A 16,219-nucleotide genomic window follows, 5' to 3' on the forward strand; every position below is an offset into this window, starting at 1 on the left:
CTCAATGGGGTTGTCCTGCGGCCGTGGGATTTTGGGCAGGGCCTAGGTGTCGGAAGAGGCCGGTGCGGGAGCCGTATCCAGCACGCGTCGTTTCACGTCCTGACGGGTAGTCTCCGCCTGGAAACCAGAAGCAGCGAGTCCTGCACGCCAGTCGCCGCGACACGTAGCAAGCTCTTCGAAGCACGCCCTGATCAGTTCTTTGGGTGGCGGGATGTGCCCATCACCTGTGTCGGGTCCCCATCGGTCCATCAGCATGAAGAGGTTGTCTGAGTCGCCAACTACATCAACAAATGGCAGCTGGTGTTTCTGGATATGGAACCAGTCCTTGGCGTTCTGGATGAGGGCCACAGTGTGACTGAAACCAGCGGAGTACGCCGGAATCAGGTTATGAGCCACGGTGGCCGGCAATTCGGACATGTCCTTGCCGTCCATCTCCCAGGCGTACTTCATGTAGCGCTCCACCGCACCGGGATAGAAACGGGAAATTGACGTCTGCGGGTTGACCGCGACCGCCAGTGAAGTGGGGAAGAACCTGGATAGAGCAAGGCTGGCGTATCCGCCGGCTGAGCTGCCGAAGAACACCAGGTTGTACCCCCCGGTCTCCCTCACAATGCGCCGGATAACGTCTGCCAGTGTTTCTTGAAGGTCCGGCTGCTCCTTTGATCCCGCGTACCAACCCAAATTGAAGTCAGTGGATTTGCGGAGGCTGGGATCTGAGATAAAGATGCGGTTGGCGGGCAGGCCGGCAGTAACTCCCTGCCCCAGGAACCACGGGAGTCGGACGTCTTTCTCGGCCGCTCCGTGGAAGCACACCAAGGTGGTATCGGAGTCGGCGGGGACGTTCAGGATTTCAAGCGGCAAGCCCTGATGCTGGATCTCGATCAGCCCTGCAGGAACCTCGTCAGCGGACAGGAAGGTGTGAAGGTCCGTGAACCTGGATGGCGTCGGGGTTTCGGCAGCTGGGTTTTCTGGCACCACGGTAGTCTAGCCGCGGCGGCCCGACAGCCCAGAATCCCGAACATTGTTGGCACCCCTCAGTAATTCCGCCGGTGCTTTAATCTGGGAATCGCGACGGCGAACACCACTGCCGCCGCGAAGCCCAGTACGCCCGTGGCCCAGACCCCTGCGGACAGTGAGATGGCGGCCGTCAGCCCGGAGAGCAGCACCGGTCCCCCGGTTGCGCCCGAGTCAGCGATGAAACGCCAGATGCCCAGGAAGTGGCTCCGGCCGTTGTCCGGCGAGAAGTCGGCACCCAGCGTCATAATGAGTCCTGAACTGATGCCGTTGCCGAACCCGATCAACAGCGCAACCAGGAGCAACGGCACAAAACCGGCAGTGAACGGAATCAGGATCAAAGCCGAGCCCATGATCACCGTGGACGGGATGGCCACCCACTGCCGGCCCTTCCTGTCCATGAGTTTTCCGGCAGGGTAGAACACCAGCATGTCGATTGCGCCGGACAGGCCAAACAACAGCGAGGCATGCGTGGCGTCGAGTCCCAGGTGATCCGCCCACAACGGGATGACCACCTGACGCGAGGCACGCAAAGCGCTCAACAACAGAATCCCGAAACCTACGGTCAGGAACACGCCCGCATGGGAAGCCGCGACGCTCCGCAGCGTGGACGCCGGAGGGCGAGTTCCGCCGTCGGACGCATCCGGAGCCACCAGATCCGGGATGGTCAACGACAAAGCCGCGGCCGCCATCATGCCCGCAAAGCCCACCCAGTACGCGCCGCTGATGCCCGCAAACTGCATGACACCGGCCCCAAGGAACGGCCCGATGAAGATACCGATCCTGGTCACGCCGCCCAGTGTGGACAGTGCTCGTGCGCGATAGAGAACCGGGACTGCTTCTGTGAGGAACTTCTGCCGGGCAAGGTTGAAAACGCTGGCTGACATGCCCACCAACGTCATCGAAGCCGCAAGCAACCAGAGCCCGTGCTCCATTTGCGGTGCGAACGCTGCCGCACCCAGCGCGATTGCGCCCAAGGCGCCGGCCCCGACGATCGACCATCGTTCGCCGAACTTCTCCGTGATGATCGACGCCGGAATGTTGAAGATCCAGGATCCCAGCCCGATCAGCGTTACGATCAGCGCGGAAACTGCCACGGACGCTCCGAGATCACGCGCCGAGAGCGCGATGACCGGAAGAACCGCCCCTTCACCGATACAGAACAGCAGAGCAGGGCCGAAGGCCGGCAAAGCTACGCTGCGAAGGCTGAACGCTTGATTCGTCTGGGTCTTGGTCATCCCTTTCATCCTAGGACTGCGGTAGCTGCCGTCGGGGCCACCATTACGTTGTGCAATGCGCACCCGCGCACTAGTGCGGTCCGCAGTTGTTGCGGCTCCGGTATCCGGAGCCGCAACAACTACACGCGAAGCGGGATTGCTTGCGCGGATTACCGACGGTTGGCTGCTGCCTTCCGGCGGCTACCCGCGGCCAAGAGCATACCCATCAAAAGCATGGCTCCTGCCCAGAGAATGAAGCTGCCGTTCAGCCCCGTGTTGGCCAGCGCGCTTGAGCTCCCGACGGCGGTGGAGGCTGCCGCGGTCATCGCACCCTTAGTAGAACCAAGAGATACAACGGTGCCGGCTTGGGTGCCGACTCCTGCAGTGATGATGTCTGCACTGATGCCAGCAGCGGGGATGTTGCCGCCAGCATCAAGGCCCGCACCAGCGGGTGGGTTGACGGTCGGCGGGTTCACCACCGGAGGGGTGACAACCGGCGGGTTCACCACGGGAGGGGTGACAACCGGCGGGTTCACCACCGGAGGGGTAACAACCGGCGGGTTCACCACCGGAGGCGTAACAACCGGAGGCGTAACAACCGGAGGGGTAACCGTGCCGGCTGAGCCACCTCCGACGCCCACTGACGTGGAACCAACAGTGACAGGCGCCGTAATCGGAATGATCAACTGCGTGCCCGAGAGCATACCGCCATTGCCGGAAGTGGTGCTGCCACCTGTCGTGCCGGCAGGGGCAGTGCCCCCGCTGGTACCGGTGTTCGTGGCGGAGGAATCACCCAACACCCCAGCCGAGGTGGCACCCAGGTTCACCGGAGCCGTGATCGGAGCAACAACCTGCGTACCCGAGGCAACACCATCTGCACCACTGGTGGAAGCACCCGAAGAGGTCCCAGCAGGAGCAGCTGGAGCAGCAGGCACGGAAGAACCGGACGTAGCTGCAGAATCCCCCGCTACACCCACAGCAGTGGCTCCGATGTTAACAGGGACCGATATCGGAGCCACTACCTGAGCGCCGGATGCGATTGACTCTCCCCCCGACGTTGTTGCCTGCGCCGGTGCTTGAGCCGGTGCAGGAGCTGATGCTGCTGGAGCTGATACCGCAGGTGCAGTGGTGGCTGATGAGTCCCCCAAAACACCGGCCGACGTCGAACCTACCGTGATGGGCACCGTCACCGGCGCTACCACCTGGGTTCCCGAGGCGATGCCGCCGGAACCGCTGGTCCCGGCGGCCGGCGTCGAACTTGCTGCCGCTGCTGGTGCGGCAGGTGTGGCTGGGCTCGCCACAGTGGAGCCCCCCAGCAGACCCACTGACGACGAGCCCAGGTTTATGGGCACCGTGACCGGGGCAACTACTTGCGTCCCCGAGCCGATGCTGTTCGAGCCATTGGTGGTGGCGGCAGGCGCATGGCCCGAACCTCCAGCAGTTCCCGGCGCTGACGCCGTAGCTGCTGAATCCCCCAACAGTCCCAGTGAGGTGGCGCCCGTGGAAATCGGCGCTGTTACTGGCGCTATGACCTGCGTCCCCGAAAGGAGTCCGTCCTTGCCGGACGTGGTGTCCGCGGCATTGGCCGCGGTTGCGCTGAGGACAATCATGCCCCCGGCAAAGCATGTGCCGATGAGGCACTTGCGTAGGGTCGTGTTCATGGTGATCTTCTCCTGAAGGTTTTGTTCCCAGAGGCGTCCGTTGGCGGATCGCCTGAATTGCCGTCGGCTGCGTCTTGTTGCGCAGCGGGGCTGGGGAACTAGTCAGGAGAGGAGCCGGGATCGAATGAAACCGGCTTCGGATGTTGTTCATCGCTGACCGTCTCCAGGTCAGTGAGGGAATCTGCGGGAATGATCAGAGCACCGTGCAGGAATGCTGCTGCGGGGCTAGGTGGCCCATTCTGAGAGTTACCCGAGCCGGTTCCTGCGAGTCCGGCGGGCACTGATCCAGGGCCGGCAGGAAGGCCTGCGGGATCCGCAGGGTCCTGGGCTGACCCAGCTCCGACGGCGTGTTCTGAGCTTGCGGAACCCAACACACGGGAGATGGACAGCACTGGCGACGCCGTCGTGACAGTCCCCGAAACAATGGCACGGGTGGCTGGAACGGTTCCTGACGCTGCAGGTACCTTTGCATCACTTTCGGCCGGGTTCGTCCCCTGCTGTGAACTTACGACGCCGGAACTTGGCAGAGTGCCAACGCCCGGTGTTTCGTCTCCTGCCGGCACTGGCGGAGGTAAGGATCCGAGACCTCCAGGCACAGTTGGCAGAACCGGCGGAAGAACAGAACCGACCGGCGGCAAGACGTCATCAACTACGTCAATGATTGGCTGAACGATGGGGTTGGTGACGTCGGTGACGGGTCCCAGGGCAACAGGTTTCAGGGCCTCATTGACCGGAGGAACAACTGCGGCGACAGTGTGGTCCACGGTTTCCGTCACGGGGACAGCGGCTGCCGCCACAACGGTTCCGGCAGTATCCTCCGGGACAACCCGGTTGACGACCGGCACGGTTCCGACAATGCCGTCTACCGTTCCTACGACGTGCTCCACGATCGGCGTCAATTCCGGAACCGGAACGGAAACCGGTTGTGCAGGCAGTACGGATTTTGCCGGTGCGGGCAGGGGCACGTTAGGAACCGGAACGCTGATGGTGGGAGCCGTGGCCTGTGGAACAACAGCTTTTGCGACGGATCCGACGGCGTTCGCGGCCCCTGTGGTCGTCGCACCCACCGTCTTGGTTGACGCGGCGGTTCCGCCGCTGACCGTCCCGGTTGCCGTGGACGCGGCAGAGGAGACGCTGGGCGTTACTCCGCCAAGAAGTGAGTGGTTATCCGCAACTCCGGTGTCTGCACTCGCAGCCGTTGCGGAGAGTGCCATCCAGAGTGCCGTTCCGGCTCCAGCGATCATGACGGAGCGGAGAATGTTGGTAGCACGCGGAAAGACGCGTGTCCCCTTCATCTCGACACCCCCAGGTAGTCGCGAACCGAATGGTCGCCTTCATCCTAGGACTGGAGTTGCCCAATAGTCCATGGCTGGGAGTAAACAAGATGATGAATTTGTAAGGAACCTTGCTAGGAAGGGTACGAACCTGTTTTTCCCGGTCCAAAGTCAGGGGTTCCCAACGATGACCGCCCCTGGGCGTTGGTTTCCTGAAGCCTCTTGATGAACCATCGGGACTGTTCAGGGCCATAGGGAAGGACCGGGATTGCCTTGGTTGCGTCTGATGGCATGTCCCTGATGGACTGCGTAGCTTGCCGGACTGCCGTACCCATGGTGTCTGCCATGGTCTTCACGAACTCGTCACTGGCAGGTTTGCCGTGACCGGGAACCAGGAATTCATAGCGGTGGCGGAGGGCCGAGATGTGCCGCAAGGCATCGGCCCACTCTTCAGGGTACGAGTCCTCGAACGACGGGTGGGCACCCTGCTCCACCAGGTCGCCCACGTAAAGTGTGGTGCTGGTGCCCACCAGGAGGTCGCCGTCGGTGTGCGCACGGCCAAGGTAGAAGAGCGTGGCAGTGATCCCACCGAGGTCCACCAGCACGGGCTGGTCATGGACCACTGCGTTGGGAACAACGATGTCGACGGCGTCACCCTCCCCCGCTGCCATCTCAGGTTCGTTGGTGGCCACGAAGCGCCGCTGGTTGTCGGCGTCTTTCTCAATAGCCGCCGCACAATTGACGTGCGCCCAAAACTCCGTGACGCCGTCGTCCGCAAAAACGGCGTTGCCGAAGTAGTGGTCGTAGTGGGCATGGGTGTTCACAACCACCAGCGGAAGCTGGGTCTTTTCGCGCACTGCTGCGAGAATCTCCCGGCCTTGGCGGGGGCCACAGCCGGTGTCGATGACCATAGCGAGTTCAGAGCCCACCACGAGCCCGGTGTTCAGTAACGACCCCTCGGTTTCCAGGACGTAGTTGTTGGGACCGAGTTCTAGCCAAGCTGACAATTGATTCTCCGTATACAGTGCAATCCGGCGATGTTCAGGCCTCTACTCTACCCACGGAAAGCTGGGAGCGAGCGGAACCCGCACCCTCGCGGCGCACTGATTTACATGCGGTGTTTCAGAGGATGGCCGTCATGATGTTCCAGCCGGATCCTACTTGAGTGGCATAGATCCAGCCGCCCGAACCGTTGCCGCCGTAGAGAACCAGGTCGCCGTTGCTGGCGCGGCCCATGAGGTCCACGGTGCCGTCCCCGTTGAAGTCGCCAGGAGATTCGATGGCGGTCATGATGTTCCAGCCTTGACCGATCTGACCGGCCGGGAGCCAACCACCGGAACCATTGCCCGGGTAGAGCAGGAGTGCGCCGGAGCTGTTGCGGGCCACGACGTCGGCTTTGCCGTCTCCGTTGAAGTCACCAACGCCCTCAATGGCGGTCATGGCGTTCCAGCCCTGACCGATCTGACGGGCAGGAAGCCAACCACCGGAACCATTGCCCGGGTACAGCCAGAGGACACCCGCGGAGTCACGGGCAATAACATCGGCTTTGTAGTCCCCGTTGAAATCACCGGGAGCTTCAATGGCAGTCATGACGTTCCAGCCGGAGCCGATTTGGCGGGCAGTAAGCCAACCACCGGAACCGTTGCCCGGGTACAGCCACAATCGGCCACTGGAGTCGCGGGCCAGGACGTCGGCATTGCCGTCGCCGTCGAAGTCACCGGGAGCCTCGATAGCGGTCATGCCATTCCAGCCCGAACCAATTTGGCGGGCAGCAAGCCAACCGCGGTAGCCGTCGCCCGCGTACAGCCACAACCGGCCACTGGAGTCACGGGCCAGAACGTCACTGCGGGAGTCGCCGTCGAAATCGGTGATTTTTCTCCTGTTGACCGGGGGCTTCCCACCGTACGTGCTGAGTGCCTTGTTGGCATCAATGAGGCCGGCCCCACAACCAGCCGGGCACCCTGCCGGAAGAGGCCTTGAAGTGGCTTTCAATTGCTGCTCCACCTGGGCCGGGGTGAGGCTGCTGCCCTCAGCCGAGATCAGCAACGCTGCCAGCCCAGCCACCTGAGGAGCCGCCATGGAGGTTCCCTGCATCCAGGCGTAGGCAGATCCGGCGCTGGTGGTTTTTCCGAAATTGAAGGTAGAAAGGATTCCGTTCTTGGCGGCCTGGCTCATGTCGCCGCCAGGGGCTGTGACGTCCACTGCACTTCCATAGTTTGAGTACTGCGCGCGGCCGCCGGAAGCGTTGCTGGCGGCCACGGTGATGACGTTTTCGCAGTTGGCCGGGCTTGCATCGGCAGCGGGACGGTTGGAGTTTCCTGCCGAAACCACGACGACGGCACCGGCGTTGCGGGCGAAATTAATGGCGTTTTGGTAGGTCGCCGAGCAGGGCTTGATACCGCCGAGGCTGAGGTTGATCACGCGGGCAGGGTTGGGGTTGACCGGCGCTCCGGCAACGGTCCCGCCAGCGGCCCAGATGATGGAATCAGCGATGTCAGAGGTGTATCCGCCGCAGTAGCTCATGGCCCGAACGGGCAGGATCTGTGCATAAGGTGCAACGCCCGTGATGCCCTGTCCGTTGTTGGTAATCGCAGCGACAATCCCGGCGACGTGGGTGCCGTGCCACGACGAATTTTGGGCGGGGCTTCCCACCTCGCATACACCGGCCGGCTCCCAGTCACCTTGGTCAGTGGGGTCCGGATCGCGGCCGTCGCCGTCCCGGGCATCCTCGGCGTAGGAGATCATGTCATAACCAGGAAGGACGTTCCCGTCCAAATCCTCGTGCCGGGTGATTCCGCTGTCCACCACCGCAACAACAACGTTCTCGCCCTGCACGTAGTCCCATGCGCCGGCAGCATTGATGCTGGCAGGACCCTTCAGATTCCACTGATCCGGGAAGCCGGGGTCAGTGGCATCCGCGGTGGCATGCATGATGTCATCCGGCTCTGCGTAGGCAATGGCGGGATCGGTGCGCAGCGTTTTGACGAAAAGCGCGGACTCCGCAGCGGAAAGCGGCTTATCGAGTTTGATGACATGCCCGCCCGTTGCATTCTGTCGGGAGGTCTCTGCCAAAGCACCAAGCGTGCTGGCCGCTTTGCCGGCAACATCGCGCACTGCTTTATCGGCGGACTGGGCCGTGGCGTCCTTCATCCCCACAATGAACTGATCTGTGGGAGATTCGGGGGCCGGCTCCAGCACCTGCGGCCCCGCGGGAACAATATCCAGGGTGTCTGCTGCGGCCGGCTGGACTGCCAGGCCACCGCCGATCAGAAGAGTAGTGAGCGCCAGACCTGCAGCTCTCAGGGACCGGATTCGGGAGTCTTTAACCATCAGGGGGCATCCTTGGGACGTCGCGACCAACCCTGAGCGGCAGATCGCGGGCAACTGGAGACCACCAGTTGACCCCCAAGGAATTGTAAGCTGACTCCCGGCTTGCTGGTGTACGAACCGCGGTTTGTGACAGCTTCCGCGGAAGCAACCAGTCAAACCGCCAGACCCTCCGGCAGATGGCCTCAGACTTTCAGCCCAGCTCGCGCAGCACGGCAGTCATGTCACCACCAGCGTCACCTGTGTTGACTGTGCCTTTTGGTTCGAAGAGCAGTGCATGGACTTCGTTTTCAGCCTTGGGGCAGTGCTCGGTTCCTTTGGGGACCACGTAAATGTCGTTCGGCCCGAGCTCCACATCGCCGTCGCGCAGTTGAATGGTGAGATTGCCGCTGATGACCATGAATAGTTCGTCGGTATCTGGATGCGTATGCCAAACAAATTCTCCCCGGATCTTCACCACTTTTACGTCGTAGTTGTTGATACTTGTCAGCCGGTGGGGCTGCCAGTGGTCCGAGATCGAGTCGAGGGCGGTATTGATGTTGCTCACTGAATTGGTCATGGTCGATCATCACTATCCATTGAGGTCATTGCTGGGCGCTGCACGTTTCACCCATGCATTCGTGCGCCCTTGACGATCCGGTCAACAACGTTCTTGGGTCCGCGAAGGGCAATCCCCACCAGATCCAGCTCCCGTGCAGCGACGGCGGCCACCGCTGCGCGATTGGCTTCGTCGTGGCCGGTTGAAAAAAGGTCGCGGGTGTATACGGCGGTAGGAATCTCGCGGGAAATCGCCCGTTCCCGAGCTGCTGCCAGGAGTTCCCGTCCGGCGGTGAGCACCAAAACGGGCTGACGAAGCATAGGAAGGTAACTGTTGCCATCCCGGTCCTGGTAGGGCCCTCCTGTCAGGCCGGGTGCACTGGTGGCAATGGCACTCATAAGGAAGGCCGTCACGTTGAGCTCTTGCCACGGCAGAAGATCGTCGCCAAGGACCACCACTACTTTGGTGTCGAAGCGAACGGTGGTTGCGGTAGGGGCATCAATGACTGCTGCGGAGTTTTCTTGCACGAACCCCAGCATGGCTGCAGGCAGGAATGCTGGTCTTGTACATTTCTTGCATGGGTAACTCAGTGCATGCATGGCATCCGGCCGTGCCCTACGTTCGCGAGGTACTCCATGCGACGTTTGAGGATCACAGCTACCCGTCCCATACCCATGAGGATTGGACCGTCCTTCTGATCGACAAAGGTGCCGTGACTTACGACCTTGGCCGCACAGAGCATCAGGCAGTTCCCGCGTCAATCACCCTGCTGCCGCCGCATGTCCCGCACGACGGTCGATCCGCCGTCGGGGGTGAATCATTCCGTAAGCGGGTCCTGTATCTGAGCGAGGACTGGCTGCCGGCCAAGGCAACGGAGGCGGCGGTGGCGCAACCACTACTGCTGGATCCACAGACGGTGGCAACCGTGACCGGCATCCACACGGCGCTTACCTCACCGGCGGATGCCATGGAGGCCGAATGCGGCGTTCTTGCCCTCCGGGAATCCGTGCGTTCACACTTGGGAACGCCGTCGTCGCCGGCGCGGGACGCTCCCCTGGCCCGCCAGTTGCGGGAGATGCTGGATGACCGCCTCTTTGAATCCTTCACCATTGCCGAAGCGGCTCAATTACTGGGTGCGCACCCGAGCCACCTGGTGCGCGCATTTTCCAAGGCTTACGGCATCACCCCCTACCGCTACGTCACGGGGCGCCGCGTGGACCGCGCCCGACGCCTGCTGCTGGACGGTCGCCCGGCCTCTGTTGCAGCAGTAGAGGCAGGCTTCCATGATCAGTCGCACCTCACCCGGCATTTCCGGCGCGTTCTGGGTACAACGCCGGGAGCATTCACCGCCTAAGCGCCACAGCTGCGGGTCAATGGCCGGCCGAAGGGGTCGACTAATGGCTGAATCCCGGGGATGGATTGCTGTGCCCATCGCAGCTTCCCTTTTCACACTTAGGGTTGAAGGCGCCCGGGATACCGGATCGCTGCCGGCCGGCTCGTAGACGCACAAAGACGGCTTCATCTCATCGAGAAAGAGATCCCAAGGTTCCTATAACTGTGTCTGGAAGCTCAGGTTTCCGGGGCTCCCCCAGGCCATTGCCCGCCGCCCCAGCGTTCCAGCGCGACGATCGCCTCGCGCAAGGCGAGCCCTTTATAGGTCAGCGCGTAGGCCCGGGTGTTATGTCGGAGGGGCAGTCGGGAGAGTACGCCAGCGGCCTCGAGCTCGCGCAGTCGGGTCGCGAGCATGTTGGTCGGTACTCCGAGGTCGCGCTGGAGATCGCCGTAACGCTGTGGCCCGTCGAGCAGCCGATCCACGATAAGCAATGCCCACCGTGGACCGACGACGTCGAGGGCCGCGGCAAGGTTGCTCACGCGGTCGGCTGGGCGTCCGGCTTCATCCAAAACGGCGAGTAGTGGTAGCCATCAGGGTCATCGAATTGGCGCTGGTACATGAAGGGGTAGTCGTCGGTGTCACCGATCCGCCCGCCGGCGGCGCCAGCGCGTTCGATGAGTTGGTCCACCGCCTCGCGGCTGCCGAGGTCAAAAGAGACTGTGACCTTCGAGGGGGTGTCGGGTCCGCCGACCAGCTCCTCGGCGCCGCCGACGCTGGCGTACATCTCACGACTGCCGAGCATGACGTACTGCTCGGGGGCTATCGCGAAGCATGACACATTGTGATCGGACATCTCGGTATTGAGGGTCCAACCAAGGGCGGTATAGAAGGCTGTCGCGCGCTCGACATTCTCAACTGGGCATGTAATAAATAGGCTCATGCGGCCCATACTTGCAAAATGCAAGTGCCACGTCAAGACTTGACTGCTCTTCTCGACCCAAGCGCGTGTTCACGAGTTCTGACCGGTACATTTCGAAGGTCGTGGCGTACGCGGGCCGCCCGGAATGGGAAGCCCGCCTGCGGGTCGGTACCAACCGCCTGATCAGCGCACTCCTGTCATTTTCCTGGGATTGCATGCGTCGACACTGATCTCCTTGCAACTCTTATTGTCATGGGTTCTGCGCCGGAGGAGACTTGAGGCGACGGCATCCGGTCTGGGGCCGCCCGCGGGGCCACTGAGCTGCGGGGCCTGGCACTACCCTAAAGCGGCTTGGTGGACCGATGAGCTCCATGACACCCCTTGAACTGGCCACTCAGCGATGGCGCTATCTCTTACCCTTGCTGGTTATCGCACTGATTGGATGCCTAGGTGGGTGCGACTCCAAGCCCGACGACGTCTCCCTACCGTCCGCCAGTTTTTCGACAACGGAGGCTCGCACGACCCCGGCACTGCCGGACGGTGGCGACCCTCGAACGGTCCCGCTGCTGCCGGAGAGTGGCGACATCGACGCCGGCACCTACCGCGTCCTCGTCAAGGGCTACTCGGCGCCTTTCGAGATCACCATCCCAGCCGGTTGGTCGACTGACGACGGCGATGGTGTGGCCAAGGACGACCCGAATCACCCGGATGAATGGGGGGTCTACGTGGGTTGGTGGCCCGCCGACTTTGTGCCGACGGACGCATGCGCTTGGGAGGGCGCGCTCGTCGAGATCGATCCTTCGGTTAACGACTTCGTCGACGCGTTGACGGCGCAGACATCAACGGCGAGCACCCCTCCCGTCAAGGTCAAGGTGGGTGATTACTCCGGCTTCGAGTTCGACCACTCCGTCAAGGGCGACGTGGTTACCACAGCCTGCGACCGCGGCAAGTTCTGCATCCACTCAGAATTTTCAAACGAATGCACACGCTGGTACTCGAGCGCCGCTGAGCGCGAAACCTACCGGGTGGTGGACTTGAACGGCAAGCGCGCTGTGAGCTGGGTGGTCCAATTCCACGAATCGATCAATCCGGAGCTGACGAGAGAGGCGCGCGCCGTTTTCGACTCGATCGTGTACAGGTCCGGCAACTGATCTGGTGATGACCAAGTTTCCACGTTCTTTGGCCTCGAAGACTGAATACAGTCGTCTGCACGATCAGAAAGCGGCCGATTCCCGGCATGCCGAGCCAGCATAGTTGGGGAGCATCCTGGTGCTGCCCGTGATCTCGAGTCCCATCGATTCAGCTGCTCAAGCTAGCCCGACATGCCGCTAAGCTTCGCATCCGATGGCTTCACTTGGCAGTAGGCCTTGGCCGAAAGCTTGTAAGCAGTAACTTTGAGGGCGCTGGGATTCGTCTCGCCCTTATCTGCGTAGATCTTCTTGATGACGTTGGTCTGGTCCCCGGACTTCATGGCGTTGAAGTCCTTACAGTTGGTGTTGGCTCCAGGGGCGCCGCACGATGTCAGCCCGGCAACAAACATCACAGCCAGTGCCAACAGCCCAGCACGTTTGGCGGCCGAAACTCCGGATTGCCGCACAGCGATTCCGTTGAACTCGTGTGTAGTTTCCATGGCTAAGTTCCCTTCGGAAAGAATGAACCGCAGATTGCGGAAGTGGTTCAAACTATGAGTCCACGCGAATCATGGGGAACCGCTACAGAGCTGAATGTCACCACAAATGATGACCCGCCCATCGGCCCATACTTTCAAGCGTTCAAAGTGATACTCCACTTCAGCCCGAGTCGTCTGCCGTAGCTCAAGTGACAAACATATGCTGACGTCAAAAGAGTCAGGGCAGCAATACGAGGGGGCTGGTTTGAATCGTCGTGTGGTGAAGGTTGGAGTGGTTGATGACCATGAAGCAGTCCGAATAGGGTTTGCAGCGGCCGCATCGTTGGACGCCAAGACTGCCGAAGTTCCAGTCGTTGCAGTTCGCCTGGCAGACACTGTGAATTCTCTTTTATCCGGGGGGCATACGGTTTTTGACGTAGTTGCCTTGGACATGTCACTTGCCGATGGGTCACGCCCCAGGGATAACGTCCGCCGACTACTTGCGGCAGGGTACCCCGTGCTGGTGTTCAGCGTCGGGGACAGACAAGAGGATTTGCGGGAGGCATTAGCCGCCGGAGCTTCGGGGGTCTCCCGAAAGTCAGAAAACATACGCCAGACCCTGGAACTGATCCGGCAGGTTGCTCTTGGCAAGACCATTGACAATCAGGAACTGGCTGCCGCCATTGACGGTGACCGTGAGTTCGTCGCGGCTCAGCTCAGCGACCGCGAGCGGGAGACTCTCCGCTTGTACGCGGCAGGATTTACAAGATCCCAGACCGCATCCAGGATGAACGTCTCCCCCAATACCGTGGGAACGAACATAAGGCGCATCCGGGAGAAGTATGCGGCTGCAAACCGTCCAGCGGCCTCCAAGCTCGAGCTTTATCATCGAGCCGTGGAGGACGGCCTCTACACACCGCCGCATGGACGAGACTAGGCAGACCGGTGGGAACCAACCGTGTCACCTGTTCTGATGACGAAAAACGTGAAGGGAGGATCCCCCCTGAAATTCCTTGGAGCCTCCGGATAGTCTTCGGACAATAGTTTGGAGGATATGCGTTGACCCAGACAAACGTCCGCACGGGGAACCAACCGTACTCCAGGGCGAACATCGAGTACCTTGTTGCCCGCTGCTCTGGCTTGGTGGCTCTGGTTTTATACTGCTTGGCTCTTCCCGAGATTGTGTCTCAAATTCCGCTGCACTCGCCCCTTTGGGATCTGACCTTCATGGTGGGAATCCCGATTACCATCCTCGGAACGCTGATGATTCGCCGGTCTTTGGCGCGGATCAAAGTCAGTGCCGGAGCTGCGGCTGCCCTGATATTTTGCGGCTTTGCGCTTTGGCATTTCGGCCTGATCGGAGATGGCAGCCAGGTTGAGTCCAAGCCTTGGTCAAACGGGGCAGCATCCATAGGTGTTGCTCTGGCAGCAGTCTCCGTCCGTCCTGCAGCAGCAACCTTCTACAACGTACTTTTCAGCACGATGCTCGTGCTGGTACCGGCAACGGGATACGGCAACACGCGGGATTGGTATGACTCAGCGCAGGATGGCCTCCTGTCTCTGGCACTAGGAATTGTCATCGTCACGTTGATGTCTGCTCTCCGTGACGCGGCGTCGGCTTCTGACCGGGCTGCAGTGAGGGCTGTAGATAGATTTGGAGAGGTAGCCCGATCCGAAGCGATAAGAACGGAAAGGTCCCGGCTGGACGGGCTGATCCATGACACGGTGATGGCCACGCTGATAGTCGCGGCCCAGGCACGCTCCCAGGAAGTATTTGATGCGGCCCGTAAAGCGGCGAAATTGGCGTTGGCCGAGCTCGGTGCGATTATGTCTGGGCGCGCGGACGACAGCACGTCCATAAGTCGTGAAGAATTTGTGAACAGACTCCAGGCAGCCACATCCCACTACTCCCCTGACTTCACCTGCGGACTGGGACGGGATCCGATTGAATTCCTCCCCCTCGGTTCTGCGCGTGCCATCATTCAAGCCACCACAGAAGCGGTCAGGAACAGCAGCATCCATGCTTCAGGAACCCCGGCGCACGTAGCTGTCAGGTTTGATCAGTCACAGCGAGCGCCCATCCGGGAAGTTGTTGTGGAGATATCAGATCAGGGGCCAGGCTTCGAAGTATCCCAAGTGTCGCCGCGCAGGTTAGGCGTTCGTGTTTCGATCATTCAGCGGATGACCGAAGCCCACGGCGAAGCCCAAATATCTTCCTCGAAACACGGGACGACGGTGCGATTGACGTGGCGTGAAGGATCTGGCGGCCGTGGATAGAACCATATCGCGTCGTGTCATCCTCGCTTGCAGCATTCCTTATCCCGTGGTCCACATAGTTCTTGGCCTTGCGAATCTGCATCGAGTCACGTCAGCCACACAGACACTGGCTGCGATGGTCATTTGTGTTGCCGTCATAGTCGTCGTTTCCATCTCGGACGCCCAGCGGCCGCTTGGCGTGGCGTCCGCTTGGGCGGCAACTGTCGGCGTCGTCATTATTGAGGTTCTCGTCAAAAGTGCGCTGCCCGTAGGTACACACCCTGGCTACGCGGCTTGGCATTGCGGGGCAATCCAGATGCTGTTGGTAACCGTGGCCCTCCGAGGCCGAAAGGGAATCGCCTGGTTTGGAATTGGTGTCTTCGCTGTAGTCGATTTTGTGGCTTCCCTTGCGCAGCAACTGACGCTGAATGCGGCGCTTGCAATGGTTGTGACTCCGCTCTTATGGATGGGTATGGCCACGGCCCTTAGTTTCATCCTCAGGCGTTGTGCCCGGCAAACTGCCGCCTTCACCGACCAGGAACAGTCTTCGGCCCAGATCCTGGCCACCCAAAATGCACGTGACCTTGCTCAAAATGAATGGATGAGGGATCTCAGCAGGGCGACCCGACCAATGCTGGAACGCATCGCTGAGGGGGCAATCGGACCAGCAGAGCAGGAAGCGTGTGTCCTTTTGGAAGCGGAGCTGCGGGATCAAATTCGCGGGCGGGCATTGGCCACTCCGGCCGTGTTGCACGCAGCCCGAGCCGCCAGAGGAAGAGGGGTCCGGGTAGATATTTTGGATGACCGTGCCACGGATCTTCCCGAGGACTTACTCGCGGAAGCAACCGCACAGCTGATCGGAGCTCTTGATCGCGCTGAGGACGGAGCCGTGAAATGCCGTGCCCTCCCTGAAGGCGCTGACGTCGCTGTGACCATCCTGGCCTTCAGCGAGGACGCAAATGATGAGGCTCTGTTCATGGAAATCCGACACGAATTGAATGACGCCTCCAGTCACCAGTTGTGGTGACAATTCCCGCGGACCAGGGGCTTGAACTACATCAGGCACATAGC

General features: G+C 61.2%; 16 protein-coding genes. 5 read left to right on the forward strand and 11 right to left on the reverse strand.

Annotation, left to right across the window (positions count from 1 at the left end; all coding sequences use genetic code 11):
* Positions 1 to 42: 42 nt before the first annotated feature.
* The 8 genes from RQH14_RS13890 to RQH14_RS13925 form a co-directional block, all read right to left on the reverse strand.
* Positions 43 to 975, reverse strand: a complete 933-nt coding sequence (locus tag RQH14_RS13890) for a hypothetical protein (RefSeq protein WP_311213768.1) — start codon at positions 973 to 975, stop codon at positions 43 to 45.
* Positions 976 to 1,034: 59 nt separating this feature from the next.
* Positions 1,035 to 2,252 carry an MFS transporter gene (locus RQH14_RS13895; protein WP_311213769.1) on the reverse strand — a complete coding sequence of 406 codons (1,218 nt, stop codon included), beginning with the start codon at positions 2,250 to 2,252 and terminating at the stop codon, positions 1,035 to 1,037.
* Between the two features lie 149 nt (positions 2,253 to 2,401).
* The gene (locus RQH14_RS13900) at positions 2,402 to 3,892 is read right to left on the reverse strand and encodes a cell wall anchor protein (RefSeq protein ID WP_311213770.1); all 1,491 of its coding nucleotides are present in this window, start codon (positions 3,890 to 3,892) and stop codon (positions 2,402 to 2,404) included.
* 98 nt (positions 3,893 to 3,990) lie between these two features.
* Positions 3,991 to 5,187: a hypothetical protein gene (locus RQH14_RS13905; protein WP_311213771.1), complete on the reverse strand. Its 1,197-nt coding sequence runs from the start codon at positions 5,185 to 5,187 to the stop codon at positions 3,991 to 3,993.
* A gap of 113 nt (positions 5,188 to 5,300) precedes the next feature.
* On the reverse strand, positions 5,301 to 6,173 hold the full coding sequence (locus tag RQH14_RS13910; protein WP_311213772.1) for an MBL fold metallo-hydrolase: 873 nt from the start codon (positions 6,171 to 6,173) through the stop codon (positions 5,301 to 5,303).
* Positions 6,174 to 6,288: 115 nt separating this feature from the next.
* A complete protein-coding gene (locus tag RQH14_RS13915; protein ID WP_311213773.1) occupies positions 6,289 to 8,496 on the reverse strand; it encodes a S8 family serine peptidase in 2,208 nt (735 codons plus the stop codon).
* 190 nt (positions 8,497 to 8,686) lie between these two features.
* On the reverse strand, positions 8,687 to 9,052 hold the full coding sequence (locus RQH14_RS13920) for a cupin domain-containing protein (protein ID WP_311213774.1): 366 nt from the start codon (positions 9,050 to 9,052) through the stop codon (positions 8,687 to 8,689).
* Positions 9,053 to 9,099: 47 nt separating this feature from the next.
* On the reverse strand, positions 9,100 to 9,570 hold the full coding sequence (locus tag RQH14_RS13925; protein ID WP_311213775.1) for a DUF2000 family protein: 471 nt from the start codon (positions 9,568 to 9,570) through the stop codon (positions 9,100 to 9,102).
* Positions 9,571 to 9,608: 38 nt separating this feature from the next.
* On the opposite strand from RQH14_RS13925, the gene RQH14_RS13930 reads away from it, so the two are divergent.
* On the forward strand, positions 9,609 to 10,385 hold the full coding sequence (locus RQH14_RS13930) for an AraC family transcriptional regulator (RefSeq protein WP_311213776.1): 777 nt from the start codon (positions 9,609 to 9,611) through the stop codon (positions 10,383 to 10,385).
* A 215-nt stretch (positions 10,386 to 10,600) separates the two neighbouring features.
* Here the strand turns inward: RQH14_RS13930 and RQH14_RS13935 are convergent, their stop codons facing one another.
* On the reverse strand, positions 10,601 to 10,903 hold the full coding sequence (locus RQH14_RS13935; RefSeq protein WP_311213777.1) for a helix-turn-helix domain-containing protein: 303 nt from the start codon (positions 10,901 to 10,903) through the stop codon (positions 10,601 to 10,603).
* Complete coding sequence (locus RQH14_RS13940) at positions 10,900 to 11,304, reverse strand: VOC family protein (protein WP_311213778.1); 405 nt, start codon at positions 11,302 to 11,304, stop codon at positions 10,900 to 10,902. Before RQH14_RS13940 ends, RQH14_RS13935 begins: the two co-directional genes overlap by 4 nt.
* 341 nt (positions 11,305 to 11,645) lie before the next feature.
* Between RQH14_RS13940 and RQH14_RS13945 the strand changes: the two genes are divergently transcribed.
* Positions 11,646 to 12,434, forward strand: coding sequence for a hypothetical protein (locus RQH14_RS13945; RefSeq protein ID WP_311213779.1), 789 nt, complete (start codon positions 11,646 to 11,648; stop codon positions 12,432 to 12,434).
* A 161-nt stretch (positions 12,435 to 12,595) separates the two neighbouring features.
* Here RQH14_RS13945 and RQH14_RS13950 read toward each other — a convergent pair whose 3' ends face one another.
* A complete protein-coding gene (locus tag RQH14_RS13950; RefSeq protein WP_311213780.1) occupies positions 12,596 to 12,913 on the reverse strand; it encodes a hypothetical protein in 318 nt (105 codons plus the stop codon).
* 256 nt (positions 12,914 to 13,169) lie between these two features.
* On the opposite strand from RQH14_RS13950, the gene RQH14_RS13955 reads away from it, so the two are divergent.
* The 3 genes from RQH14_RS13955 (at position 13,170) to RQH14_RS13965 (ending at position 16,175) form a co-directional block, all read left to right on the forward strand.
* Positions 13,170 to 13,829, forward strand: a complete 660-nt coding sequence (locus RQH14_RS13955; protein ID WP_242703366.1) for a response regulator transcription factor — start codon at positions 13,170 to 13,172, stop codon at positions 13,827 to 13,829.
* Between the two features lie 290 nt (positions 13,830 to 14,119).
* Positions 14,120 to 15,169: an ATP-binding protein gene (locus RQH14_RS13960; protein ID WP_311213781.1), complete on the forward strand. Its 1,050-nt coding sequence runs from the start codon at positions 14,120 to 14,122 to the stop codon at positions 15,167 to 15,169.
* The gene (locus RQH14_RS13965; protein WP_311213782.1) at positions 15,162 to 16,175 is read left to right on the forward strand and encodes a hypothetical protein; all 1,014 of its coding nucleotides are present in this window, start codon (positions 15,162 to 15,164) and stop codon (positions 16,173 to 16,175) included. Before RQH14_RS13960 ends, RQH14_RS13965 begins: the two co-directional genes overlap by 8 nt.
* The last annotated feature ends 44 nt before the right edge of the window (positions 16,176 to 16,219 follow it).

The sequence above is a fragment of the Arthrobacter sp. WCS2018Hpa-7 genome, assembly GCF_031843805.1.
GTDB lineage: Bacteria > Actinomycetota > Actinomycetes > Actinomycetales > Micrococcaceae > Arthrobacter.